Source organism: Duganella sp. FT27W, assembly GCF_009295655.1.
Lineage (GTDB): Bacteria > Pseudomonadota > Gammaproteobacteria > Burkholderiales > Burkholderiaceae_D > Rugamonas > Rugamonas zoogloeoides.
The window spans coordinates 257330-283979 of the sequence record NZ_WHIV01000005.1 but is presented as its reverse complement, the minus strand read 5'-3'; the positions used below and the strand labels follow the sequence as shown (position 1 = coordinate 283979).

20 protein-coding genes are annotated in these 26650 nt (G+C 64.2%); 7 read left to right on the top strand and 13 right to left on the bottom strand.

Features of this window, described 5'->3' with window-relative positions:
- The first annotated feature begins 1 nt into the window (after position 1).
- Genes F8197_RS23295 through F8197_RS23285 form a run of 3 tightly spaced genes read left to right on the top strand, consistent with a single transcriptional unit; the run spans position 2 to position 3598 of the window.
- A complete protein-coding gene (locus F8197_RS23295) occupies positions 2–1531 on the top strand; it encodes an ABC transporter ATP-binding protein (protein WP_056137580.1) in 1530 nt (509 codons plus the stop codon).
- Complete coding sequence (locus tag F8197_RS23290) at positions 1528–2610, top strand: ABC transporter permease (RefSeq protein WP_056137581.1); 1083 nt, start codon at positions 1528–1530, stop codon at positions 2608–2610. The genes F8197_RS23295 and F8197_RS23290 overlap by 4 nt, the downstream gene beginning before the upstream one ends.
- 16 nt (positions 2611–2626) lie before the next feature.
- Positions 2627–3598 (top strand): ABC transporter permease, encoded by a 972-nt coding sequence (locus tag F8197_RS23285; RefSeq protein WP_019921484.1) that lies wholly within the window; start codon positions 2627–2629, stop codon positions 3596–3598.
- Positions 3599–3641: 43 nt separating this feature from the next.
- Here the strand turns inward: F8197_RS23285 and F8197_RS23280 are convergent, their stop codons facing one another.
- Genes F8197_RS23280 through F8197_RS23270 form a run of 3 tightly spaced genes read right to left on the bottom strand, consistent with a single transcriptional unit; the run spans position 3642 to position 4483 of the window.
- Positions 3642–3881: a hypothetical protein gene (locus F8197_RS23280; RefSeq protein WP_152883940.1), complete on the bottom strand. Its 240-nt coding sequence runs from the start codon at positions 3879–3881 to the stop codon at positions 3642–3644.
- Positions 3878–4087: a type II toxin-antitoxin system HigB family toxin gene (locus F8197_RS29495; protein WP_373996956.1), complete on the bottom strand. Its 210-nt coding sequence runs from the start codon at positions 4085–4087 to the stop codon at positions 3878–3880. Before F8197_RS29495 ends, F8197_RS23280 begins: the two co-directional genes overlap by 4 nt.
- Complete coding sequence (locus F8197_RS23270; protein WP_152883938.1) at positions 4088–4483, bottom strand: cytochrome c family protein; 396 nt, start codon at positions 4481–4483, stop codon at positions 4088–4090.
- A 211-nt stretch (positions 4484–4694) separates the two neighbouring features.
- On the opposite strand from F8197_RS23270, the gene F8197_RS29300 reads away from it, so the two are divergent.
- Together F8197_RS29300 and F8197_RS23260 are read left to right on the top strand one after the other, a co-directional pair.
- On the top strand, positions 4695–6344 hold the full coding sequence (locus F8197_RS29300) for a methyl-accepting chemotaxis protein (RefSeq protein ID WP_152883937.1): 1650 nt from the start codon (positions 4695–4697) through the stop codon (positions 6342–6344).
- 147 nt (positions 6345–6491) lie between these two features.
- The gene (locus tag F8197_RS23260; protein ID WP_152883935.1) at positions 6492–7415 is read left to right on the top strand and encodes a hypothetical protein; all 924 of its coding nucleotides are present in this window, start codon (positions 6492–6494) and stop codon (positions 7413–7415) included.
- Between the two features lie 60 nt (positions 7416–7475).
- Here the strand turns inward: F8197_RS23260 and F8197_RS23255 are convergent, their stop codons facing one another.
- The 10 genes from F8197_RS23255 to puuE all read right to left on the bottom strand — a co-directional run bounded on the left by F8197_RS23255 (position 7476) and on the right by puuE (position 24560).
- Positions 7476–8543, bottom strand: a complete 1068-nt coding sequence (locus F8197_RS23255; protein WP_227012378.1) for a S1/P1 nuclease — start codon at positions 8541–8543, stop codon at positions 7476–7478.
- 8 nt (positions 8544–8551) lie between these two features.
- Positions 8552–9778 carry a phospholipase D-like domain-containing protein gene (locus tag F8197_RS23250; protein ID WP_152883932.1) on the bottom strand — a complete coding sequence of 409 codons (1227 nt, stop codon included), beginning with the start codon at positions 9776–9778 and terminating at the stop codon, positions 8552–8554.
- A gap of 9 nt (positions 9779–9787) precedes the next feature.
- Positions 9788–11524 carry a bifunctional UDP-sugar hydrolase/5'-nucleotidase gene (locus F8197_RS23245; RefSeq protein WP_152883931.1) on the bottom strand — a complete coding sequence of 579 codons (1737 nt, stop codon included), beginning with the start codon at positions 11522–11524 and terminating at the stop codon, positions 9788–9790.
- 160 nt (positions 11525–11684) lie between these two features.
- Positions 11685–15071 carry a TonB-dependent receptor gene (locus F8197_RS23240; protein ID WP_308937351.1) on the bottom strand — a complete coding sequence of 1129 codons (3387 nt, stop codon included), beginning with the start codon at positions 15069–15071 and terminating at the stop codon, positions 11685–11687.
- A 777-nt stretch (positions 15072–15848) separates the two neighbouring features.
- Entirely contained in the window at positions 15849–17330 is a 1482-nt protein-coding gene (locus tag F8197_RS23235; RefSeq protein WP_193333544.1) for an adenosine deaminase, read from the bottom strand.
- Positions 17331–17352: 22 nt separating this feature from the next.
- On the bottom strand, positions 17353–18657 hold the full coding sequence (gene guaD / locus F8197_RS23230; protein WP_152883928.1) for a guanine deaminase: 1305 nt from the start codon (positions 18655–18657) through the stop codon (positions 17353–17355).
- Between the two features lie 16 nt (positions 18658–18673).
- On the bottom strand, positions 18674–19783 hold the full coding sequence (xdhC, locus tag F8197_RS23225) for a xanthine dehydrogenase accessory protein XdhC (protein WP_152883926.1): 1110 nt from the start codon (positions 19781–19783) through the stop codon (positions 18674–18676).
- A 1-nt stretch (position 19784) separates the two neighbouring features.
- Positions 19785–22118, bottom strand: coding sequence for a xanthine dehydrogenase molybdopterin binding subunit (gene xdhB, locus F8197_RS23220; RefSeq protein WP_152883925.1), 2334 nt, complete (start codon positions 22116–22118; stop codon positions 19785–19787).
- Complete coding sequence (gene xdhA, locus F8197_RS23215; protein WP_152883923.1) at positions 22115–23599, bottom strand: xanthine dehydrogenase small subunit; 1485 nt, start codon at positions 23597–23599, stop codon at positions 22115–22117. The genes xdhB and xdhA overlap by 4 nt, the downstream gene beginning before the upstream one ends.
- A 7-nt stretch (positions 23600–23606) precedes the next feature.
- The gene (puuE, locus tag F8197_RS23210) at positions 23607–24560 is read right to left on the bottom strand and encodes an allantoinase PuuE (protein ID WP_152883921.1); all 954 of its coding nucleotides are present in this window, start codon (positions 24558–24560) and stop codon (positions 23607–23609) included.
- A gap of 126 nt (positions 24561–24686) precedes the next feature.
- On the opposite strand from puuE, the gene uraH reads away from it, so the two are divergent.
- Entirely contained in the window at positions 24687–25040 is a 354-nt protein-coding gene (gene uraH, locus F8197_RS23205; RefSeq protein ID WP_056137596.1) for a hydroxyisourate hydrolase, read from the top strand.
- A 58-nt stretch (positions 25041–25098) separates the two neighbouring features.
- On the top strand, positions 25099–26613 hold the full coding sequence (locus tag F8197_RS23200) for a tetratricopeptide repeat protein (protein WP_227012377.1): 1515 nt from the start codon (positions 25099–25101) through the stop codon (positions 26611–26613).
- Positions 26614–26650: the final 37 nt, after the last annotated feature.

Genomic DNA, 26650 nt, shown 5'->3' with positions numbered 1-26650 from the left:
TATGCAGCCAGCAGTAGAATTTCGCGGCATCTCCAAGCACTTTGGGGCTGTCAAGGCGAACACGGACGTCAGCTTCGCCATCGCCAAGGGTTCGATCCATGGCCTGGTGGGCGAGAACGGCGCCGGCAAATCGACCCTGATGAGCATCCTGTACGGATACTACCGCGCCGATGGCGGGGAGATCCTGCTCGATGGCCAGGCGCGCCACATCCGCACCAGCCAGGAGGCGATCGCGATGGGCATCGGCATGGTGCACCAGCACTTCATGCTGGTCGAGAACATGACCGTGCTCGATAACGTCATGCTGGGCAGCGAAGGCGGCTTCCAGCTCAAGCCCAAGCGCGCGGCGGTCGAAGCGAAGCTGCGCGAGATCTGCGCCCGCTACCGCCTCGACGTCGATCCGCTGGCCGTGATCCACGACCTGTCCGTCGGCGCGCAGCAGCGCGTGGAGATCCTCAAGCAGATCTACCGCAGCGCCAACATCCTGATCCTCGACGAGCCGACCGCCGTGCTCACGGCGCAGGAAACCGCGTCGCTGTTCGAAATCCTGCGCCTGTTCAAGGAACAGGGCAAGACCATCATCCTGATCACCCACAAGCTGCAGGAAATCCTCGACATCACCGACACCGTCACCGTGATGCGCGGCGGGCGCGTGATCGGCGCCGTGCCCACCGCCGGCACCACCAAGGAAGACCTGGCCAACATGATGGTGGGCCGCCAGATCATCAACAACCTGCCCCGCGCGCCCTACAATCCGGGCGCGCCGGTGCTGCACGTGCAGAACCTGCAATTGCAGGACGGCCAGGGCGTCAAGCTGCTGGCCGATATCGGCTTTACGCTGCGCGCCGGCGAGATCGTCGCCATTGCCGGCGTGTCCGGCAACGGCCAGAGCGAGTTGATGGAGATTTTGTCCGGCATGCGCCTGCCGTCGTCGGGCCAGGTGGACTTCCAGGGCAAGGCGCTGCCGTTTGCCGGCCGCTCCGACGCCGACGGCCTGCCGCGCACCATCCGCGACCTGGGCATCGCCCACATTCCGGAAGACCGCCTGCGCGACGGCGTGGTGAAAAACTTCTCGGTCATGCACAACACCATCCTCGGTTACCAGGACAAGCTCAAAGGCCGCTGGGGCCTGTTCGACTTCAAGGCCATCGCAGCGCGCTGCGCGGCGCTGATGAAGGACTTCGATGTGCGCCCCAACAACCACGACCTGCGTATCGGCCTGCTCTCGGGCGGCAACCAGCAAAAGGTGGTGATCGCGCGCGAAGTGCTGGCGCAACCGACGCTGATGCTGGTGGGCCAGCCCACCCGTGGCGTCGATATCGGCACCATCGAGAGCATCCACCGCCAGTTGCTGGCGCTGCGCGACTCCGGCGTGGCCATCCTGCTGGTGTCGGTCGAACTGGAAGAAGTGCGGGCGCTGGCCGACCGTATTCTCGTCATGTGCGGCGGCCGCATTACCGGCGAACTGAAAATTGAAGAATTCGATACCACCCGCATTGGCTTGCTGATGGGCGGGATGCACAAATCATGAACAACCAAGACCTGCCACGCTGGGCGACAGCCTTTGTCATGCCCCTCCTGAACCTGCTGTCGGCCCTCCTGGTGACCGCGCTGGTGATCCACATGCTGGGCGAAAGCCCTACCGAGTCGCTGGCCATCCTGGTCAACAGCGCTGTCGTCAATCCGGAAGGCCTGAGCTACACGCTGTTCTATGCGTCCACGTTCATCTTTACCGGTCTCGCGGTGTCGATCGCCATGCAGGCAGGCCTGTTCAACATCGGCGCCGAAGGCCAGATGTACCTGGGCGGCCTTGGTCTCACGCTGGCCATGCTGGCCTTCGACAGCTCGCTGCCGGCATGGGCGCTGATCCCGGTCGGCGTGCTCGGTGCGGCGCTGTTCGGCGGCCTGTGGGCGTTCCTGCCCGGCTACCTGCAAGCGAAGCGCGGCAGCCACGTGGTGGTCACCACCATCATGTTCAACTTCATCGCCGCGTCCCTGATGAACTTCGTGATCGTCAAGTACATGATCCCGGACGGCGAGCAGAATCCCGCCAGCCGCCTGTTTACCGAAGCGGCCGAGCTGCCGCGCCTGAACCAGTGGTTCCCGATCCTGGGCGAGACCCCGCTCAACATCAGCTTCTTCCTGGCCATCCTCGCGCTGGCCGTGTACGGCGTGATGACCACGCGGTCGTCGTGGGGCTTCAAGGTGCGCGCCACGGGCCTGAACAAGCATGCGGCCCACTACGCCGGCATCCGTATCAGCAAGATGATCATCGTCGTCATGCTGATCTCGGGCGCGCTGGCTGGCCTCGGCGCCGTCAACTCGGTCATGGGTTCCACCCACTACCTGTCGCTCAACTTCGTCGGTGGCGCCGGTTTCATCGGCATCGCCATTGCGCTGATGGGCCGCCAGCACCCGGTGGGCATCTTCCTGTCGGCAGTGCTGTTCGGCGCACTGACCCAGGGCGGCTTCGACCTGTCACTGGAAAAGCAGAACATCCCGCCCGAAACCGTGATCCTGATCCAGGGCCTGATCATCCTGTTCTGCGGCGCCATGGAAAACCTGTACGCGCCGGTCATCGCCAAGATGCTGAACCTGAAGAAGAAATGACTACTGGACTGACAATATGACTTTTGACGACCTCCATCTTGGCAGCATCCTGGTATCGACCGTGCGCAATGCGCCGGTGCTGATTTTCGCCGGCATGGCCGGCCTGTTCGCCGAACGCTCGGGCGTGATCGACATCGGCCTGGAAGGCAAGATACTCGCCAGCGCGTTTGTTTCGGCCGCCGTGGCGTACATCACGCAAAACCCGTGGAACGGCATCGCCGCCGGCATGCTGGTGTCCATCCTGCTGGCCACCCTGCAAGCCTACGTGGCCATCACCCAGAAGGGCAACCAGCTGGTCGCCGGCATCGCCATCAACATCGCCATGAGCGGGTTGACCTTTGTCGTGGCCCAGTACATCTTCCAGCAGGGCGGCCGCACGCCGGACATCGGGTCCGCGCGCCTGTTCGACGTGGTGCTGCCGGGGACCGCTGCGATTCGCGACGTGCCGTTCATCGGCTGGGTGTATGCGCACCTGATCGGCGGCCATTCGGTGCTGGTGTACCTGGCGTTCGCGCTGGTGCCGCTGGTGCACTGGCTGCTGTACCACACCCGCTTCGGCCTGCGCCTGCGCGCCTGCGGCGAGAACCCGCACGCGGCCGATGCCGCCGGCGTCAATGTCGCCCGCCAGCGCTACATCACCATGATCGTGGCGGGCGTATTGTGCTCGTTCTCGGGCGCATACCTGTCGATCGTGCAGAGCGGCTTCTTCCTGCGCGACATGTCGGCCGGTGCCGGCTACCTGGCCCTGACGGCCATGGTGTTCGGTAACTGGCGGCCGCTGTACACGTTCCTCGGCTGCCTGATGTTCGGATTCTTCGCTGCCGTGCAAATCCAGATCGAAGGCGTGGACCTGCCGGTGGTAGGCCGCCTGCCAGGCTCGCTGATCCAGATGGTGCCGTACGTGGTGACAGTGATCGTGCTGGCTGGCTTGATGGCCAAGTCGGTGGCGCCCAAAGCTTTGGGTACGCCGTTCGTCAAGTCGCGCTAATCAGGCATCTGTTGATGGCGCGGCGTTCATGGCTGCCGCGCCATCAAATAAGAGAGTAATGCTTCTGTTCATAGTTGCCGACCAGCGTGGCCAGCAACTCCAGCAGCCCGGCCAGCGGATGCTGCTCGTTATCCCCCATTACGTCGAGCACGCGGTTCATCAACGCCACCGCGTGATCGTAGCTGTCCTCATCGTGGATCGGCCGCAACCGCGCCACCCTGTCGAGCTCGCCCCATGCCGCTTCGAGTGCGTGGGCATCAATATCGTCTGTCAGAGTATTCATTGCCGGACCCTTCCCTGCTGATAACGCTTGGTCCACTTATCATACTCGCCGTGTGTGAACACGTCGCGAATAAAGATCGTGCCACTGGCGTAATGAACAATGGCGATTAGCCGGAATTTATTGCCGCCAAGATTGAACACGGTAAATGGTGGGACGTAGTCCGCACTGCGGCTAAGCGTCTTAAGATCGGAAAAATTCGCACTCACTCAGCGCAAGCCGCGCATATAGGCCAGCAAATCGGCCACCTGCTGCTCGTCGCTGATGCCCCAGAAGCGCATGCTGGTGCCGGGCACCACGTCGTGCGGGGCGCGCAGGAAGGCGGCCAGGTTGGCTTCGGTCCAGACCAGGCCCGAGCGCTTCATCGCTTCCGAGTATTTGTAGCCCGCCGACGTGCCGGCCTTGCGGCCGACGATGGCGTTCAGCTGCGGGCCGTAGGCCGGTTGCGCGTACTTGCCCACCTGGTGGCACGACGCGCATTTGAGGAACGCGGCTTCACCGGCCTTCGGGTTGCCGATTCTGGCGGCAGCCGGGGCGGCGTGGACCACGGGCGCGAGCAGCGCTACAGTGGCGGCGCACAACAACAGGAACTGACGATTTTTCATCTGAGACAAGGCTAAGCTGGCGTGACGCCGATAGCGGCGAAGTTTACAGCAAACCACGTTCAATCTATCTTTTTGGAAAGGATAGATTTCCACATGGAAACCCTTGTACAATCCTGTCCATCTACCTGCATGTCCCAGCCCCGCCTTGCAGCATCCCAGTATTACTCCGGCCCCAAGCTCCGCCGCTGTCCACCTTCACCGGAGCAGCACCATGAAACTTACCAATATCAAGATCGGCCCGCGCCTGATCATCGCCTTCAGCTTCGTCCTCACCATGCTGCTGGCGGTCGCAGTCCTCAGCGTCACCCGCATGTCCGCCATCCAGCAGGCGATGGTCGAAATCACCAAGGGCAATAATATGGAAGCGAGCATGGCGTCGGCCATGCGCCTGGCCGTTGACGATCGCATGATCGCGCTGCGCAACATCGTGCTGTTGCAGGATGCGGCCGACATGCAGGCGCAGGTCGAGCGTATCCGCCACCAGGCCGCCGACTACGCCAGCGCCGAGCAGAAACTGCGCCAGACCTTCGAGGTGTACGGCATCCTGCCCGAAGAAACGGCGCTGCTCGAAGACATCAAGACCCATGCTGCGGCAGCCCTGCCGCTGATGGAAAAGATCCAGGCGCTGGGCCTGTCGAACAACAACGCCGAAGCCACCCGGGTCCTGATGCACGAGCTGCGCACCGCGCAAAAAAAATGGCAGGACAGCCTGGCCGCACTGGTCGCCAGCGAAAATCGCCAGAACGAGGAAGCCACCGCGCAGGCCGACGCTACCTATGAACTGGCACGCAACCTCACCATTGGCATCAGCACCCTGGCCATCCTCGCCGGCCTGATCACCGCCTGGCTGATCACGCGCAGCATCACCACGCCGATCAACCGCGCCGTGGAGATCGCCCAGACCGTGGCCGCCGGCAACCTGACCAGCGACATCGTGGTGCAGGGTCGCGACGAGACCGCGATGCTGCTGGGCGCTCTGAAGGAAATGAACGCCAGCCTGCAGCAGATCGTCGGCCAGGTCCGCGCCGGTACCGACACCATGACCACCGCTGCCGGGGAAATCGCCAGCGGCAACCTCGACCTGTCGTCACGCACCGAGCAGCAGGCCGGCTCGCTGGAAGAAACCGCGTCGTCGATGGAAGAGCTGACGTCCACCGTCAAGCAAAACGACGACAACGCCCGGCAGGCCAACAGCCTGGCCACCAGCGCCTCTGAGCTGGCCGGCAAGGGCGGCGTGGTGATTGCCAGCGTGGTGCAGACGATGGAAGCGATCAACGATTCGTCGAAGAAGATCGTCGAGATCATCAGCGTGATCGACGGCATCGCGTTCCAGACCAATATCCTTGCGCTCAATGCGGCGGTGGAAGCGGCGCGCGCCGGTGAGCAGGGTCGCGGCTTCGCGGTCGTGGCAACCGAGGTGCGCAACCTGGCCCACCGCAGCGCGGCGGCGGCCAAGGAAATCAAGACCCTGATCGGCGACTCGGTCGCCAAGGTCGATGCCGGAGCGGCGCTGGTGGACGAAGCCGGCACCACCATGAGCGACGTGGTGGACAGCGTGCGCCGGGTGCGCGACATGATTGCCGAAATCGCCGCTGCCAGCCGCGAACAAAGCATGGGCATCGAGCAGGTCAACCACGCCATCATCGAGATGGACGGCGTGACCCAGCAGAACGCCGCGCTGGTCGAGCAGTCGGCGGCCGCCGCCGCATCGATGCAGCAGCAGGCGGAGGAACTGGCCGACCTGGTGGGCAAGTTCGTGTTGCCCTCGTCTCCGGTGTCCGTGCGCAGCATAGCGCCGGTCGTCAGCAGCCGTGGTCCCATTGGCGCGGCAAATGCTGGACTGCGTGTCGCAGCAGCGTGACGGCCCTGCGCAGCATGCAACGGCATCGCGTAAGCAGCAGCCAGGCCGAGCCTGGCGCCGCGCACGTTTTCGCAGCGCGCCTGCAGCAAGTGCGTTGGCAAGAGCCTGCGCCGCGTGGCACACTGCGGGTTTTTCCTGGCTCCCTCCATGCGGCAACCCGATACTGAAGGCCGGCGCAAGACCTGGCGGCTGCTACTCGCTGCAGGCCTGCTGCTGTGCGGCGCTCCTGCCCGCGCCGCCGTGGCCGCACCGACAATATTGACGTATCCGCTCACCAGCGAAGGCGTGGACAGCCGCTACGACTACGAGTGGGCAGTGCTGCGCATGGCGCTGGAGAAGTCCGGTGCACGCGCGGGCGAGTTCGATGTGCGGCGCTCGGCGGTGGCCATGTCGCCGCCGCGCGTGCTGCACGAAATGCGCTCGCAGCCGGGGCGGATCAATGTATTCGTGCGCGCCACCTCGGCCGAACTGGAACGCGAGTTTTTGCCGGTGCGCCTGCCCGTCGATCGCGGCCTGCTGGGCTACCGCCTGCTGCTGATACGCGCCTCAGATCAGCCGCGCTATGCGCGCGTGCGCAGCGCGGCCGACCTGGCGTCCATGCGCGCCGGCCTGGGCCAGGGCTGGACCGACGTCGAGATCCTGCGTGCGGCCGGAATACCCGTGGTGGAAGGCAGCAGCTACACGGGATTGTTTTCCATGCTCGATGCCAACCGCTTCGATTTTTTCCTGCGCTCGATCGACGAGGCCTCGCGCGAGATCGATGAGCGCCATGAAGAATATCCACGGATGGCAGTCGAGCAAACGCTGCTCGTACACTACCCGCTGCCGCGCTACTTTTTCCTGCGCCGCGACGCGCAAGGCAGGCAGCTGGCCACGCGCATCGAAGCGGGCATGGAGACCATGATCCGCGACGGTTCGCTGGGCACCCTGTTCCAGCGCTACAAGGGCGACCTGATACGCAAGGCGCAGCTCGACCAGCGCCGCGTGATCCGCCTCGCCAATCCGCAACTGGGACCGGAAACGCCGCTGGCGCGGCACGAGTTGTGGTTCAATCCGCTGACGGGGAAATGAACGGGAACCCCGCCTGCGCGGCGTTTCGCCGGGACGGGGTGACGGCGCAAACGCCGGCGCTTACGGCCAGATTGCTTTCAGCACCGCCGCCAGTTGGTACCCGCCCTGCGTGAGCTGCTGCCTGGCGATGGCCGAGCTGGGGACCGGGTAATTGTCCGGCATCGCCAGCGCCCACACGTTATAGCTCTCGCCCGTGCTTTTGCTGGTCTGCTTCGTCGCCGCACCCACCGTCACGTCGGCGTAGGCCACCTTGGAAATCGCCAGCGACTGGTCCGCCCATTGATACGGCCAGGTAGCCAGGTCGCCCTTGGCCGACACCACCGTCGGGTTGCCGGCGATGACCAGCTTGGCGAACTGCTCAGGCGTGCGCGCGCCGATGCGGCGGAACGCGTAGTTGACCACCGTGGTGTCCCAGTACGAGTGGAACGGGCGCGTGGTTTGCGGTGCGCGGGCGGGTGCCCCCGCAGGCTTGGTCTCTTCCACCGGCGCGGCCGGGATCAGCTTGTCGCTGGTGGCAGTGAGCTTGACGTCGTCGAGCAGCAGGTTGTTGCCGCCGCGCGCGTCGAACACTTCGCCGGCGTCCAGTTGGGCCTGGGTGGGCACCACGAACTTGCCGTCGCTGGAAACGAAACCGGCGCCCACGTGCAGCGGCTGGGCAATGTCGCCGGCCAGGTGGGTGAGGATCAACAATGCCTGGCGCGGCGTGAAGTTGTGCGGGTTGGTCGTTGCATCGGCCTTGCCCTGCAGGACCGCGATGCACTGCTTGGCCGTCTGCACGATATCGTCTTCGGCCGTGCCCACGCCGTGGTCGTGGTAGCTCGGCAGCTGGAACGGCACGTCGGTGTAGTGGTATTCGCTGTGCTTGGGATTGGCCGCCACGTACGAGGTCATCTCGGCGCTTTGCGGACCGCAGTACGTGCCCTTCACGCAGTCGGCCCAGGTGGAGATTTTTTCCAGGCTCTCGCCCGGCAGCAACAGCGCCTGCACGTGCTGCTGCGCATTGCTGCCCTTGAGCAGCTGGTCGGCGATCGCGCCCACCGCGCGGTGGCCATCGTTGCCCCAGGCATGCGCGTTGAACGAGACGAAGGCGCCGGACAGCGCCAGGATCAATGGGAGCTGCTTTTTCATAAATTGCTTCATTCTGCTTTACCCTTGACCGGTTTCGGATACTGCTTGTTGATGTTGAGCGGCTGCGCGTACGGCGACGTCCAGATCTGCTCTTGCGTGGCGGCCAGGCGCTCGGCCATTTTCTCGTTGCGCATCACCACCTCGAAATTGCGCGACAGGTCCATGTAGCCCCCGGCCCAGTTGCTGGTGCCCACCCAGGCGACCTGGTTGTCGATCACCATGGTCTTGCTGTGGATGACGCGCGCGAACGGAATGAAGCCGCTCGACGACATCGGCAAGGTCACCACGCGGATCTCGACGTTGGGCAGTACCGCCAGGCTTTTCAGGTACGCTTGCGCCGGCTGCTCCAGGTTCCAGTTCGAGACCATCAGCTTGACCTTCACGCCGCGGTTGGCGGCGGCGCGCACGGCGTTGTCGATCACCGCGTAATAAGGACGGGTGCCGTTGGGACCATAGCTGACCGGCGCGTAGTCAAGCAGTTGCACCCGTACCTCGGTCTTGGCGTCGGCCAGCAGCGCAGGCAGACCGCTTTCGGAGTCGCCGATACCACGGGTGTTGTACTTGTTGGGGCTGGCCAGCAGGTAGGCGTCCTGGCGGTAGTCGGCCGCCACCACTTTCTTGTTCACCTCGGGCACCTTGCCGCCCTTGGCCAGCAGGCCCTGGGCGCGCCAGTCCTGGTTGAACACGGCCAGCACCTCGCCGACGATTTTCGCGTCGGTGATGCGCAGTCCCGTTTCGTGGATATGCTCGAACGCGCGCCAGTCGAAGTTCTGGCTGCCGATAAAGGCCTCTTTACCATCGACCACCAGGTACTTGGCGTGGATGATGCCGTTGCCGGTCAGCTTGGAAAAATCGAGGATGCGCAGCTCCAGGTTCGGAATCGCTTTCAGGCGGTCCAGCGTGGCCGCTTCCGACAGCCCCACGCCCTTCTGGTCGATCAGGAAGCGGATCTTGACGCCGCGCTGGCCGGCGGCAGCCAGGCGTTCCACCACTTTTTCGAACGCGCTGCCAGGCTTGGTGACGGCGTAGAACTGGCCGATCACGATTTCCTTCTTGGCGTTGTCGAACATCTCGCTCCACACCGTGACCGGGTCGCGCAGATCGGGATTGCGCAACACCGTTTCGGCCGGCGAGGTTTGCACCAGCTCGAAACCGGGAATGGAAAACTCGGCGCGCGCAGCGCCGGTGGCAGCCAGCAGCGCTGGCACGAGGACGGACAGTAAAACTCGACGCATGGGTAACTCCTATTGCAGGCGCTGGTAGCGCTGTTGTGGCTGGGCGGCGCCGGCGGGTTTGCCGGCCTGTTCGCGCTTGACCAGGTAATCGTTGAGGGCATCGATATCGCGGATACCGGTATCGGTGCGGTTGCGGCCATTGGCAAACATAGGGAAGCCGTCGCCGCCTTCGGCCAGGAAGTTATTGACCATCACGCGGTACGACGCTTCGCGGTCGAGCGGTTTGCCATTCAGCTTGGCGCTGCCCGGCACCACCTTGCTGCCGTCGCCACGCCGCGCATCCCACTGGTAAGTAAAGCCCTCGGACACTTGCAGCAGGCCGCGAATGTCTTCGCGCCCGCCGCTCCACTGCTGTTCGAGCAGGTCGAGAATTTGCCAGCCCTTGAGGTTCATCACCACCAGCGTGTTCCCGAACGGCAGCACCATGCGGGTCTGGCCCACGCTGGCGCGGCCGTTGTCGGTATCGAGATCCTGGCGCATGCCGCCGTTGTTCATGAAGCCGATCTGCACGCCGAACGGACGGCCCGCCTGCAGCACCGAATCGGCCACCAGGTCGCCGAGCGCGGACTCGCCGCTGTCGGCGCGCTTGCGCACCACGCTGGGTACCGCCAGGCGCGCCACCGGGTGCGCCAGCAGCGCCGCGCTGCGCTCCCGCGCGGTCTCCAGGTATGCCGCCAGTTGCGGATCTTTCGGCCATTTGCCGGGCACCATCACCTCCTGGCGCGCGCGGATGTCCTTGAGCGTGTTGGTTTGCGTATCGACGGTGAGCGCGATGCGGCCCAGCACGTGGCCGCCCATGTCCGACTGCGTGACGGTGCGGCCATCGACCTGGCACAGGTAACCTTTATGCGAGTGGCCGCTGACCACGAGCCGCACGGCCGGATCGAGGCGCTTGACGATATCGACCACGGGGCCGGTCAGCTTGCTGCAATCGGGCTGGTCGAATTTTTCCACCGTGCTGCCGCCCTGGTGCACCAGCGCCACGAATACGCCCACGCCCTGCTGGCGCAGCTCGGGCAGCTGGCGGTTGATGGCGTCCGCTTCGTCGATGAATTCGAGGCCGGCGATGCCGGAGGCCAGCGCCGCCTCGGCGGTGCTTTTCAGGACGGTGCCGATGAAGGCGACCTTGACGCCATGGGCCGTCTCGATTTTATAAGCGGGCAGCAACGGCTTGCGGGTGGCGGTGTCGATCACGTTGGCGGCCAGGTACGAAAATTTGGCGCCACCGAAGTCCGGTGCGTACTTGCAGGCCTTGTCGGCACGCGGCGACTTGCAGCCGCCCATCTGCTGGCGCAGCAGTTCCACCCGGCCGGCATCGAACTCGTGGTTGCCCACCGAGCTGGCGCGCAGGCCCAGCAAATTCATGGCGCCGATGGTGGGCTCGTCGGCCCACATTGACGAGATGGCGGGACTGGCGCCCACCAGGTCGCCGGCGCCGACCAGCAGCAGTTGCGGATCCTCGCGGCGCCATGCCTGCAAGGCAGCGCCGATGGTGTCGATGCCGCCCGCCTCGATGGTGCGCGGACCGCCGCCTTTGGCGCTGTCCCACACGTACTTGCTGGGCTCGAGGTTGCCGTGGAAATCGTTGAGCGTGACCAGCTCGATCTGCACCAGGTTAGAAGTGGCAACGGAAGCAGAAACCGGAGCAGCGGACGGCGCCGGCAGGCGCGTCGAACAAGCTGACAGCGAGGCCGCCAGGGAGGCGGCCAGCACGATCGCGGCCACCGGACGAAGAGATAAGTTCATTGCAGTCCAGGCGTGTCGGAATCGATTATTGTACCGCGCAAAAGCAGGCCGGGAACAGCGTAAAAGCTCGCTGGAATAATACGTTACAAAGCAGTTCGGGCATAAAAAAACGGCCGGTGTCGCCACCGGCCGTTCCGTGTTTCAAGGAGGTGTTACGAACTTAGAATTCGTACTTCACAGTCGCTTGAACGGCCCACTGCGATTCGCCTTTGGCCTGGCGTACTTCCAGGTTTTCGACGTTCTCGCGCACCTGGTAACGGTAACGACCCTGGGCATCGAGACCGGCATAGTCCACGAAGCTGCGTGCTTGCGCGCCGCCGCCCTGGAACAGCACTTCATTGATACGGCCCCACTTCTTGTTCAGCAAGTTGCCGACGTTGAAGATATCGAACGTGAAGACAGCTTTATGACCGCTGAAGAAGCTCGGGATTTCCTGGGCAATGCGCATGTCGAAGCTGTTGGTCCATGGCGAGAAGTCGGTGTTACGACCGACCACGCCACCGGCTGCCTGTTTCAGCGCCTTGTTGCTGTTCACGATGTTCCAGAACTTGGTTTCGTTGGCGTTGTTGGTCGGGGTATCGCCCACGAACACCACCTGGCCCGAACCTGGCGCCGACGGGATGTACATCAGGTCGTTACCCGAGATCGAGTCGCCGTTCAAGTCGTTGTTGATGGTCCAGCTGTATGGCTTGCCCGAACGACCTTCGTAGAACAGACCGAACGTGGTCTTGTAATTGTCGAAGAAACGCTTCTGGAAGTTCAGCACCGCGCTGATACGGTCTTTGACCAGGTAGCTCGAGTTGGCCGACACTTCTTCGTTCGGATTGAATACCGAACGGCCGCTGAAAGTCGAGTTCGAGGTCGACGAGGTCAGTGGCGACACTTCCTTCGCTTCGGTGTACGAGTACGCCAGCGACCAGCTATAGCCACTCGACATCGGACGCGACAGCGACACGGTGGCGACGTTGCTGTAGCCCTTGTTGGTGCCGGTGGCGACCAGGACGTTACCGAACGAGGCATTGCTGCCTGCCTTGTTGCGGAAGGTGCTGCAAGTGCCCGAGGTGATGGCGGTGCCGCTGGCATTCCAGCACGCGCCGTTGTAGCCGGCGGCGGTGTAGTACAGCGAACGGCCGTCGGTACCGGTGCGGGTGGCCGCGCCCAGGTTGTAGTTCTGGTAGTAGATGGCGTCACGCACCTGGGTGCGCAGCAGTTCCGCGCCCAGCACGATGCCATACCATGGCAGTTCGTGGTCCAGCGCGATGTTGGCTTTCCATACCGACGGCTGGCGCAGGCCTGGGGCCAGGGCGTCGATCGGCGGTACCGGGGTGGAGGCTGCCAGCGTGCCTGGCGCTACACCGACAGCTGGATTGAAACCGCCATCGGCGGTCGAGCAAGGGCTGGTGGACGAACCGCACGACAGGGTGCGGGTTGCTACGCCATTGTTCTGGAACGGGTTGGCCAGCCATACGGTCGCTGCCGCGCCCTGGAACAGGCCGGCGCCGCCACGCAACTGGGTCTGGCGCGGGGTGTCGAACTTGAAGTTGAAGCCGGCGCGCGGCTGCCACAGGGTCTGGCCGTCGAAGGTGACGGTGTTGTCGATGCCGAAGCCACCGGTCTGGCGGCCAGCAGCATTGACCGGACCGACCGCCTGGGCCACGGTCGCATTCTGGGTTGGGCGCTCAGGGATGCTGGCACGGTCAACCCGCAGGCCGTAGCTCAGGGTCAGTTGCGGGTTGACGGTCCATACGTCCTGCAGGAACAGGCCGGTGTTCTTCATGGTGAAGTTGGCGGCGGCGTTCTGCTCGAGCGTGTTGCCGGCCGAGGCGGTCAGCAGCGTGTAGGTGGTTGGACGACCGCGGCGGAAGTTCTCCAGCACAGCCTGTTCCACTTGGGCGGCGGTGGCCGTACCGCAGTTGAAGTTGGCGGCGCTATTATTGAACTGGTAGGTGATGTAGGCCGGGTTCTTGGTCGGATCTGGGTACGCCGTGCTAGCCGCCGGGACGTTGGCGTTCTGGCAGCCGAACGAATAGTTACCGTAGGTATTTTGCAGGAACGCGTTGAAGATCTCGTTCTTGGCATAGTCGCCACCGAACTTGATTTCATGGTCGCCCACGGTCCAGTTGGCGCCACCGTACAGGTCCAGGGTCTTGGTGTTCAGATTGTTGAACTGGCGGCTAGGCTCGGTACCGAAGTTCAGCGAACGGCTCGCTGGCACGTTGGTGAGGCCGGCCGGCAGCGCGCCGTTGAACGACAGGCTGACCGCTGGCAGCGTCGAGTTGTTGGCAGGAACACTCTGGTAATCGCGTTGCGATGCCTTGAACTCGGTCGAGAAGGTCGGGGTCCAGTCCGAGGTCAGTTGCGCAACCTTGGTCTCGATGTTTTTCTCGGTGGCGTACCACTGCGAGTTCAGCGACAGGGCGCTGCTGGTAATGTTCGGGAAGACCGGTTCCGACTGCTCGGTCTTCGAGTAACGCACCATCAGGCGGTGGTCGTCGTTGATGTTCCAGTCCAGCTTGAGCAGCTTGTCGGTTACGTCCAGCTTGGTGCCGGTGGGTACTTCATTACCGCCGATGTCGATGCCATAGCCCTGGGCAATGGTTTGCGCCTGGCTGATGGCCGCTGGCGAGATCGCCACGTTGGTCAGGCTGCTGCCGATCGGACCGAAGGCCGGCGTGGTGCGCGACGATTCCAGCTTTTCGTAGTTGGCGAAGAAGAACAGCTTGTCCTTGATGATCGGACCGCCCAGGGTCACGCCCTTGGTGGTGTCCTTCGATGCAGGCGGGGCGAAGTATTCGCCGGTGGTCTGGTTGTAACGGTCGCCGGCCAGCTTGTCGTCACGGAACACGTAGTACACGCTGCCCTTGACGGTGTTGGTGCCGGACTTGGTGACGGCGTTGATGTTGCCGCCGATGTAGCCCTTCTGGGTCACGTCGTAGTTGGCCACGTTGACCTGCACCGACTGGATCGCTTCGATCGAGATCGGCTGCTTGGAGGTCGGCGAGCCGCTCGCTTCCAGGCCGAAGGTGTCATTCACGGCCACGCCGTCGATGGTCAGCGAGTTGTAGCGCGAGTTCTGGCCGGCGACGGACATTTCGCCACGGTCTTTATCGGTCTGCGAAACGCGCGGGTCGCTGCGGGCGTAGTCTTGCAGGTTGCGGTTGATCGAACCCTGGATCGCCAGTTCGGTCGCGCTGATGCTGGTACCGGCGCCCATATTGGTTTTCGAGAATTTTTCGGAACGGGCGGCGGAGCCGGCCACGGTCACGACTTGCATTTGCGCGCCGAGGGTTGCGTCCACGGTGGCGGTTTCCGCCAGCTGCGTGTACACATTGTCGCGCTTTTCTTCAACGCCATCCTTGGAGATGATGATCGTGTACGGACCACCGGTACGCAGGCCGCGCTGCAGGTAGCGGCCTTCGGCATCGGTCACCACCTTGGTGCTGGTGCCGGACTCGGTGTGGACGATGGTAACGGTCGCGCCAGCGGCAGGCTTGCCGTCACCAGCCGAAATGCGGCCGGCGATCGACGACGTCGTGTTCTGAGCCATGGCTGGAACTGTCGCAAGCGCGATAGACAGGCTGAACGCAATTTGCGTCAGCTTGAGCCGTTTGTGATTGATCATTGTATAACCCCAAAAAAGACTAATAGTTATGGAAACCCCGGAAAACCTACTGCGCGTCCCGCTATCGTCTCTGCGTTGCTCAGCGTACTTTCGTACGCTTCCGCTACTCGAGTCGATACCAGGCCGCTCGCTACGGTTTTTCACGGTTTCCTTTTGTCGAAACCTGCTCGTGGCAGGGATCTCCCTCTTACGTTTGCTGCAACTGGTCAGACCGTCCAAGTCCACCCGGCACAAACGTGCAGCGGGTGAGTGTAGCGGTGAAATATGTCAGGGCTGTGACGGGGACAAGCTCCGGGCAAGGAAAAAAACTTGCCTTTTTGGATCATTTAATCGGACTATGCATTAACCAAAAATCGCTGACAAATACGTTTTACCTTAAAGATTCAGATCGAAAAACTATAAATGAGCTGCAAAAAACGCTGAAAATCTGGTCGTCACGATCGTCCCGTCAAAAACAGGCAAAATTATAAGTCAGCGGTTCTCACGTGAAATCCATTCATTACCAAATAAGCATCAACCCAGCGCTGCTTCGCGGAATTGTGTAGCTTGTGGGCCACATTTGGTAAAAAAGATATATCCAGTGGAAGGAAATAAAGGTAGGAGTGACAACAGCGTGTGGCTGTGGTGCGGGGGGAAATATTTATGACAAAGTACCTGCGGGTGTGGACGTTGCGCCACACACCCGCTGTTTTCAACGCCGGATCAGCGCCTTTGCTTCGGTTGCGCCTTGGCAATATCGGCTTCAAATTTGTCGAATTTGCCGTCTAAAGCTTTCAACAAGCGTTGTTTGTCTGCATCAGCCAGGAAAGAATAACGGATGCTGTCGTACGAAAGTTTCTTCACCTCGCCATATGTCGGCTGGTAACGCGACGCGAACAGCACGAATTCGCCCGACAGGTTGTTGCGCGAAACGCCGGCATCGTCAGTGCTGAGCACGAACGGCACGCCATATTTGCGGAACAGGGTGACCGGGTGTTCCTGGTCTTTGATGCCCAAAATAAAGTCGTTACTGCTCAAATTGACCTCGACCGCGATGTTCCGATCACGCATTTTTTTCATGATGCCGAGCGGATCGTGCTCGTGGACGATGTCCATGCCGTGGCCGATGCGGCTGGCGCCGGCCACGTCGAGCGCATCCTTGATGTGGAATTTCAAACCTTCCGGTTCCACCATGCCCAACGACAGCTCGCCCGCGTGCAGCGCCAGTTTCACGGCCGGATACTTCGCTTTCAGGAAGCCGTACATTTTCATGTGCAGCGCGTAGTCGCGCATCGACACGTGGGTGCTTTCCTGGCCGACGATGTTCACGCCGACGATCATCGGGCTGGCCGTGGCGAGTTTAAAGCTCGACACCATTTGCGAGAACACCTGCGACGGCGTGAGGAAGCGCAGCGCGAATGGCTGGTAGCGCAGCGTGAAATCCTGGTCGTCGATGCCGGCGCCCGATTTCTTCACGTTGTCCAGGTACGCGGCGATCCAGCCGTTGAACGCCTGGTCGCCTTCGAGCTTGTTCATGTACGCTGCCAGGTCGGCGTCGGTGACGGTACCCAAACGCGCCTTGTCGTCAAAGCTGGTGTCCTGGGCAATCGGCGCGATCTCGAAAATGGTTTCGATGTAACTGAGGTTTTCCTCGATGGCGCGGCGCTTGAGCGTTTGCAGGCCCTCGGCGGTATTGGTGGACGCGACCGGGTTGAAATAGGCGAAGGTGTCGAAGAACTGGCGGTCGGGCGGGTTCTGGATGGCGCCGTGGTTGTGGTAATCCTTGTCGGACCAGCGCTGCAGCAGGTTGGCCAGGAAAGTATTGTCCTGCAGGCTGTCTTCGCCCGACAGGCACGCGCGTTCGGCCAGCGGCCTGGCGCGTTCGGCCTTGGCGACCGCCTGATCGACGTTGATGGTGTAGCCGGCCTTGTTGACGCAGAAGCCTTCCTTGTCCACCCAGCGCAGGTACTGCTCGGCGTACAGCGCGCCGGAATAATGGTGGTGCAGGTCGCCACCCTTGGGCATCAGCGTGAAGAACATGGTCAGTTCGGCCAGCTTGGGATCCTTGCCCGCCACCATCGAGGCAAACACATTGCTGGTGATCGCTTCATTGCTTGCGGCTTGCGCGGCCAGCGGCGCGCCGCACAGCATGGCGACAGCCAATGGGATGGCCAGGGCTTTGGAACTGACGAAGTGTTTGTGCATGGTGCTTCCCAAGGTAAGTGAATCAAGTGCGGACGTGGACCCGGCGGCCGGCCGAATACGTGGCGGCAATCGCCCGGTCGTCGCCCAGCAGCGCCAGCGCGAACAGCAGTTCCTCCAGGCTGGCGACGCTGCTGGAGCGGCGCTGCAACAGCGGCGTACCCTGCGGATCGACGACGATGAAATCGGCCTCCGCGCCCGGAGCAAAATTGCCGATCGTGCCCTCGAGCTGCATGGCGCGCGCCGCGCCCAGCGTGGCCAGGTAAAACATCCGCAAGGCCGGCAGGTGGCTGCCCTTCAAGCGCGCTACTTTATAGGCTTCATTCATGGTTTGCAACATCGAGAACGACGTACCGCCGCCCACGTCCGTGGCCAGCGATACCAGCATGCCCGCCTGGTCGGCGCGCTCGAAGTCGAACAGCCCGCTGCCCAGGAACAGGTTCGACGTGGGGCAGATCGCCGCCGCCGCGCCGGTTTCCGCCATGCGCCGGCGGTCGGTTTCGTCAAGCCAGATGCAGTGGCCGTACATGGCGCGCGGGCGCAGCATGCCGTAGCTGTCGTACACGTCGATGTAGCTGCGCGACTGCGGGAACAGTTCGCGCACCCACGCGCATTCGGCTTCATTTTCCGAGACATGGGTCTGGATATAGGTGTCCGGGTACGCGCGCGCCAGCTCGCCGGCCAGGTGCAATTGCTCGTTGGTGGACGTGGGCGCGAAGCGCGGCGTGATCGCGTACTGCGAGCGGCCACGGTTATGCCAGCGGTTGATCAGGGCTTCGGTATCGCGCGCGCCGCCCTGCGCCGTGTCGCGCAAGAACTCCGGGCAGTTGCGGTCCATCAGGACCTTGCCGGCCACCATGCGCAAGCCGCGCGCTTCGCTGGCGGTGAAGAACGCGTCCACCGACTGCGGATGCACGGTGCAGTACACCATGGCGGTGGTGGTGCCGCAGCGCAGCAGCTCGTCGAGGAAAAACTCGGCCACGCCGGCCGCGTGGACCGGGTCTTCGAAGCCGCGCTCCACCGGAAACGTATAGGTCTCCAGCCACGGCAGCAGCCCTTCCGACGGCGACGCGATCATGTCGGTTTGCGGGTAGTGGATGTGGGTATCGATAAAGCCGGGCATGAGCAGCTTGCCGCTGTAGTCGTGCACCGTGGTCCCCGGCGGCAGCGTGGCGTGCAAGGTGGCATAGTCGCCCGCCGCCTGGACCTTGCCATCGGCGACGATCAACAGGCCGTCTTCATGCCAGGCATGCGCGTTGTCGCTGAAGGCCGGATCGGCGAGAAAGTGCAGCAAGCTGCCACGGTAGGCTTGCAGGTCGGTGGTGGACATAGGGGTCTTTCTGAAATTAAGCGGTGATGCGTTGGTGTTGCCGGGGTTGCTGACTTTGCCGAGGTTGCGGATATTGCGCCTCCCAGACCATCAGCAATTGCGCGCACACGGAGGCGGCGATGGCGGCCGGGAGCTTGCTGGTAATGCCGGGCAGCCCGATCGGGCACACCATGGCGGCGATGCGGTCCTGCGCGATGCCGCGCGCAGCCAGGCGCCGCTCGAATTGTACCCGTTTGGTGGAGGATCCGATCAGGCCGAACCAACCCACGTGCGGGCGCGCCAGGATGGCTTCGGACAGGCGCTGGTCGAGCGCGTGGCTGTGGGTGAGCACCAGGTAGCTGGCGCCGTCCGACGCGCGCGCCACCAGCGCCTCGGGCGTGTCGGTTGCTTCCACCGTGACGTTGGCCGGCACGGTAGCGGGGAACATGTCTTCGCGTTCGTCGATCCAGGTGACGGTACACGGCAGCTCGCCCAGCGTGCGGACGATGGCGGCGCCCACGTGGCCGGCGCCGAACAGCAGCAGGTGGGCGCGCGGCGCCGGGCAGACGTCGAGCAGCCAGCGGCGGCCGGTTACGTCGCGGACCACGATGGTGGTGCCGGAAGTTGCGGAAGTGGTCGCGCCGGCCGTCGTGCTGAAGTCCGGCATACGAGTGCCGGACTTCGCGCCTATCATGCCGATCGGGGTGGCAGCGTCCAAGGATGGTGCCGCGCCCCCCCCGGCAATCACAACGCCGCCGGCATCCAGCAGCAGCGCTGCCGGTGCACCGTCGATAGCGCTCAAGCGCCAGCAGTCTTCGCGCGTCCGGGCGCGCAGCCCGGCCAGCACGGCGCGCAGCGCATCATCGACCACCTCGAACGCGAGGTGCACCACGCCGCCGCAGCACTGGCCCAGCGTGGGGCCGAGCGCGTAGCGTTCGAGCCGGGTGGCGCCGGCAGTAGGGTCGTCCAGCATGGCGCGGGCCAGGTCCACAGCGCACAGTTCCAGGTGGCCGCCGCCGATGGTGTCGAGCTGACGGGCGCGCGTGACCAGCATTTTGGCGCCGGTCTCGCGCGGGCCGGAACCCTCGACGATGGCCACCGTCACCAGCACCGCCGGCTCGTCCACGTTGGTCAGCCACGCATTCATCTCAGGCCCCGAGTTCGACGATGGACACCGCGCGCAGGATTTCCTCGCTGGTGGCCGGGGCGTTGAGCGGCGGGTTGACGCGGTGGCCGCCCACGCTGGAAATCGCGTCGCGAATCGCAAAAAACACCGAGAACGGCAGCAGCAGCGGCGGCTCGCCCACGGCTTTCGAGCGGTGGATGCTGTCCTCGACGTTGTCGTTCTGGTACAGCGTGACGCGCAAGTCTTCCGGGCAGTCCGAGATGCCGGGGATCTTGTAGGTGGACGGTGCGTGCGTCATCAGCTTGCCGGCGCCATTCCACCACAGCTGTTCGGTGGTGAGCCAGCCCATGCCCTGGATGAAGGCGCCCTCCACCTGGCCGATGTCGATGGCCGGGTTGAGCGAGCGGCCGGCGTCGTACAGGGCGTCGGCGCGCAGCAGCTTCCATTCGCCGGTCAGCGTATCGACCACCACTTCGGACACCGCCGCACCATACGCGTAGTACGAGAACGGATGGCCGTTCATGGTTTTCGGATCCCAGTGCAGGCCCGGCGTGGCATAGAAGCCGTCGGACCACAGCTGCACCCGCGCCAGGTAGGCTTTTTGTACCAGCTCGGGGAATGGCACGACGTGGCCGTTGACGTGTACGGCGTTGTCCGCGAAGCGCACCGGCTGGCCGTCGTCGGCGCCATACAGCTTTATGGCGTGAGCCGTGAGGCGTTCGCGGATCTGGCGCGCGGCGTCCTGCGCGGCCTTGCCGTTCAAATCCGCGCCGGTGGAGGCGGCCGTGGCCGACGTGTTCGACACCTTGCTGGTATCGGTGGCGGTCACCCGCAGGTTTTCCATGGAGACGCCCAGTTCGTGCGCCACCACCTGCATCACCTTGGTGTTGATGCCCTGCCCCATCTCGGTGCCGCCGTGATTGACCAGCACCGAGCCATCGACATACACGTGCACCAGCGCGCCGGCCTGGTTCAGGTGGGTGACGTTAAAGGCGATGCCGAATTTGAGCGGCGTGAGCGCCAGCCCTTTTTTCAGCACCGGGCTGGTTTGATTGAAGGCGTCGATGGCGGCGCGGCGCGCGCGGTAGGCGCTGCTGCGTTCCAGGTCGGCGGTCAATGCTTCGATGACGTTATCGACGATCTCCTGGCCGTAGGGCGTGATATTGCGCTCGGCACGGCCATAGAAATTGACGCGGCGGATATCGAGCGCATCGCGCCCCAGGTTGCGGGCGATGTCGTCGATGATGTATTCGATGGCGATCGCGCCCTGCGGTCCGCCGAAGCCCCGGAACGCGGTGTTGGACTGGGTATTGGTCTTGCCGCAGCCGGCCAGGATTTCCACGTCCGACAGATAATAGGTGTTGTCGAAGTGGCAGACCGCACGCGTGGCCACGGGGCCGGACAGGTCGGCCGAGTAACCGGCACGCAGCGTCATGTCCACCTTGGCGGCCAGGATCTTGCCGGTATCGTCGTAGCCCACTTCGTACTCGTAGTAGAAGCAGTGGCGCTTGCCGGTGACCAGCATGTCGTCGTCGCGGTCGGCGCGCAGCTTGACCGGGCGTTTCAGCTTGGCGGCAGCGATGCCGGCAGCAGCGGCCCACAGCGCCGACTGCGACTCCTTGCCGCCGAAGCCACCGCCCATGCGGCGGCATTCGACCTGCACCTTGTGCGAGTGCACGCCCAGCGCATGGGCCACCACATGCTGCATTTCGCTCGGATGCTGGGTGGAGCATTGCACCAGCATCCCATGATCTTCCTTCGGTATCGCGTAGGCGATCTGGCCTTCGAGGTAAAACTGCTCCTGGCCGCCCACGAACAGTTTGCCTTTTACCACGCGCGGCGCCAGGTCGAACGCGGTCTGGAAATCGCCGCGTTTGAGTGCCATCGGTGGCAGCACGTACGATTGCGCGGCTTTCGCTTCCTGCGGCGTGAGGATGGCCGGCAGCTCCTCGTAGTCGATCACGGCGCGGCGCGCGGCGCGGCGGGCGTTGTCGTGGGTGTCGGCCACCACGATGAAGATCGGCTGGCCCACGTACAGCACTTCGCCGGCGGACAGGATCGGATCGTCATGGATGATCGGGCCGCAGTCGTTGGTGCCGACGATGTCGGCCGCCGTGTACACGGCCACCACGCCGCCTGATGTGCGCACTGGCGCCAGGTCGATGCTTTTGATATTGGCGTGCGCTTTCGACGACAAGCACAGCGCCGCGTGCACGGTACCTTGCAGCTCGGGGATGTCGTCGGTGTACGTGGCCTGGCCCAGCACATGCAGCTCGGCCGATTCGTGCTTGCGCGGGATGCCGACGGCTTGCCAGCCTGCTTCACGCACGCGGTTGGGGGCGGTGGGCTGGTTCATGCGGACTCCCTGGCGTCTTTGAAAGCGAAGGCATTGACCGACTCGTTGCCGAGCGGCGCCTCGAGGCGCGTCTCGAACCAGAACCGGCGCAGCAGGTTTTGCGCGGTCTGCATGCGGTAGGTGCCGGAGGCGCGCATGTCGGACAGCGGTTTGAAATCCTGCGCCAGCATATCCATCGCCACCCGCAGGTTGGCTTCATTCCAGCGCAGGCCGGTGAGCGCACTTTCGGCGCGCGGTGCGCGACGCGGCGTGGCGGCCATGCCGCCGTAGGCGATGCGGGCGTCGATGATCTGGTCGCCGTCGAGCGTGAACGCAAACGCCGCGCACACGGCCGAGATATCCTGGTCGAAGCGCTTAGCCAGCTTATAGGTGCGGAACTGGACATTCTCGCGCGGCAGCGGCACCCGCACGGCAGCGACGATTTCGTCGGTCCGCAGATCCTTTTTCTGGTAGTCGAGGTAGAACGCTTCGAGCGGCAGCACGCGCTGGCCCGCCGGGCCTTGCAGCACCACTTCACTGCCCACCGCGATCAGCCACGGCATCGAGTCGCCGATCGGCGAGCCGTTGGCGACGTTGCCGCCCAGGGTGCCGGCGTTACGGATCGGCAGCGACGCAAAACGCTGGCGCAATTCGCCCAGCTGCGTCGGATACAGCTCGCACAGCGCGTTGTAGGCGTCTTCGAGCGAGACCCCGGCGCCGATTTCCAGCATGTCGCCCTGCTCCGTCACCGTTTGCAGCGCAGTGACGTGGCCCAGGTAGATGATGTCGCCCAGTTCACGCAGCTGCTTGGTCACCCACAGGCCGATGTCGGTGGAGCCGGCCAGCAGCGTGGCTTGCGGATGAGCGGCGCGCAGGGCGACGAGTTCCGCCAGCGTGTGCGGCGCGTAAAAGGTGCGGCCGTGGGCTGTGTAGCTGGTGCCCGCGTCGCGTTGCAGCGCTTGCAGTTGTGCGGTGAGCGCGGCGCGGTCGAAGGTGACGGCCGGCAGTTCGGTCATGCGGTGGGCGGCGTCGATGATGGGACGGTAGCCGGTGCAGCGGCACAGGTTGCCGGACAGGCAGTCATCGATCTCGCGGCGCTGTGCCGGCTGGCCGTTTTTGTCGAGGTACATGCCCCACAGCGACATCACGAAACCGGGGGTACAGAAGCCGCACTGGGAACCGTGACACTCCACCATGGCTTGCTGCACCGGGTGCAGCGCGCCGTCCTGCTGCTGCAAGTCTTCGACAGTAAACAGCGCCTTGCCGTCGAGCGTGGGCGCGAACTGGATGCAGGAATTGACCGCCTTCATTTCAAGCTGGCCAGTGGCGTTCAAGCTGCCGACCACCACGGTGCAGGCGCCGCAATCGCCTTCGGCGCAGCCTTCCTTGGTGCCGGTGCAATGGAGGTCTTCGCGCAGGTGCTGGAGCACGGTGCGGGTAGGTGCGCCACCGGCAAATTCGCGCACGGTGCCACGGAAGTAAAAGCGGATCGGTTCGGACATCTTGGCCTCAGGCTGCAAAAGGATGGGTGGAGCGCCAGTGGTCGGCGATATCGATGCGGCGCGTGATCCACACCTGCTCGTGGCCCTGCACATAGTCGAGGAAGCGCGCCAGCGCGGCCAGCCGCGCCGGCCGGCCCACGATGCGGCAGTGAAGGCCGATCGACAGCATCTTGGGCGCGTTCAGGCCCGCCGGGTCGCCTTCGGCATACAGCACGTCGAACGCATCTTTCAGATAGTCGAAGAACTGCGTGCCCGAATTGAAGCCCTGGGCGGCGGCAAAGCGCATGTCGTTGGTGTCGAGCGTGTAGGGCACGATCAGTTGCGGTGCAGTGGTCGGCTGGCCATCGGCGCCCGTGTGAACCACCTGCTGCCAGAATGGCAGGTCGTCGCCATAGTGGTCGGCGTCGTATGCGAAGCCGCCATGTTCCATCACCAGCCGGCGCGTGTTGGGCGAGTCACGGCCCGTGTACCAGCCTTGCGGCGCGCTGCCGGTGAGCGCGCGGATGATGTCCACGGCTTCTTTCATGTGGGCACGCTCCGTGGCTTCGTCCATGTTCTGGTAGCTGATCCAGCGCAGGCCGTGGCAGGCGATCTCGTGGCCCAGCGACTGGAAGGCGGCGACAGCCTCCGGGTGGCGCTTGAGCGCCATCGCCACGCCAAACACGGTCAGCGGCAGCTTGCGGTCCTCGAACAGGCGCAGCACGCGCCACAGGCCGGCGCGCGAACCGTATTCGTACAACGACTCCATGCTCATGTGGCGGTCGGGGAACGAGGCGGCGCCGATGATCTCGGACAGGAAGGTCTCGGAGCCGGCGTCGCCGTGCAGCACGCTGTTTTCGCCACCCTCCTCGTAATTGAGCACGAATTGCAGCGCCACCCGGGCGCCGCCGGGCCAGCGGGCGTGGGGCGGGGTGCGGCCGTAGCCGATCAGGTCGCGCGGGTAGTTGTCGTAAGTGCTCATAGGTTTGTGCGGGAACGCGGGCCGGGGTATGGGGAATATATCCTTAATCATATAGGCGCCGGCGCGCGCCGGTATATGATTTACACGATAGCCGCTTGTCATTCACCGATATAGGACACTACCGCCATGGGCAAACTCAGCACGCACGTACTCGATATCACCCAGGGCAAGCCCGGCGCCGGCGTCAAGCTGGCGCTTTACGCGGTCAACGCAGAGGGCCGCACCCTGCTCACCACCGATGTCACCAATGCGGACGGGCGCTGCGCCACGCCGCTGCTGGCGGGCGAACAGCTCACCGCAGGCAAATACGAGCTGGTATTCGCTGCCGGCGATTATTTTGCGGCGCAGGGCGTGCAGGTGCCCGAGCCACGCTTCGTTGACGAAGTGACCATCGCCTTCGGCGTCGCCGACGCCGAGCAGAACTACCACGTGCCGCTGGTGGTCTCGCCGTGGGCGTATTCGACCTATCGCGGCAGCTGAGGCCACCCCGGGGGCGCCGTGCTTGCCGCGCCCGGCAAAGCCCCCTAAGATGCGCACCATGACCACCTCTCACCCGGCGTTGACCGCCTCCCTGCTGCGCCAGGCCGTGCAATTGCAACAGCAAGGCCAGCTGCCGCCCGCGCAGGCGCTGTACCGGCAAGTGCTGGCGCTCGACCCGCAGCAGTTCGACGCCCTGCACCTGCTGGGCGTGATCGCGCGCCAGCAGGGCGATGCGGCCGGCGCCATCGCATTGATCGCGCAGGCAATCGCGGTCGATCCGGCACAGCCGAAGGCCCACGCCAACCTGGGCGTGGCGCTGATGGATGCGGGCCGGGCGCAGGAGGCGCTGGACAGCCACGAGCGCGCCATCGCGCTGCAACCCGACTACGCCATGGCGTGGAGCAATCGCGGCAACGCCCTTCGCCAGTTGCGGCGCCATGACGAGGCGCTGCACAGCTACCAGCGCGCCGTCTCCCTCCACCCCAACTACCCGGAAGCGCACTGCAACCGCGCCATCGTGCTGCAGGAAATGGGCCGCTACGCCGAGGCCCTGGGTGCGGCCGAGGATGCGCTGGACCTGCGCGAGCGCTACGCCGACGCCTGGTTCGCCCGTGGCAACGCGCTGCACGGCTTGCGCCAGCTGGCCGCTGCGGTGGACAGCTTCGAGCGGGCCATCGCACTGCGCCCGCAATGGGCCGAGGCGCACAGCGCGCTGGGCGCCAGCCTGCAAAAGCTCGGTGACTTCGACGCCGCGCTGGCCGCCTACGACCGCGCGCTGGCGCTCAAGCCCGGCCACGCGCTGGCGCACTACCATCGCGGCAATACGCTGCGCTCTCTGGGCCGCACCGAGGAAGCCGTTGCCGCCTACCGCGCCGCACTGGCCCATGGCGACGATCCGCAAACCATCGCCTTCGCGCTGGCCTCGGTGGGCGCGGGCGCAACCCCGGCCACGCTGCCGGGCGACTACGTGCGCACCCTGTTCGACCAGTACGCCAACCACTTCGACCAGCACCTGACCGAAGTGCTCGGCTACCGCACCCCGGCCGCGCTCGACGCACTGATCCGCAGCGCCGGGCATCGTGAAGCGCTCGATATCGTCGATCTCGGCTGCGGCACCGGCCTGTGCGGCCCCTACCTGCACGCGTACGCGCGCCGCCTCGACGGCGTGGACCTGTCGCAGCAGATGCTCGACAAGGCGGCCGAACGGGCACTGTACAACGAGCTCGCCTGTACCGACCTGGTGGACTACCTGGCCGGCCGCGAAAAGGCGTGGGACCTGGCGGTGGCTGCCGACGTTTTTGTCTATATCGGCGACCTGGCGCCCGTGTTCGACGCCGTACACCAGGCGCTGCGCCCGGGCGGGCGCTTCTGCTTTTCGGTCGAAGCGGGCACACCAGACGGCGCCGACTACGTGTTGCAACCATCCAACCGCTACGCCCACACGCTGCCGTACCTGCAGCGCCTGGCGACCGCGACCGGCTTCACCATCCTCGCCACCGACGCGCTGGCAGCGCGCCAGGAAAACGGCGCGCCCATCACCGCCCACACCGTCCTGCTCGGCAAACCGTTGTAGACAAACTTGCATGTGGTGGGGGAGTGACTTAGAATTC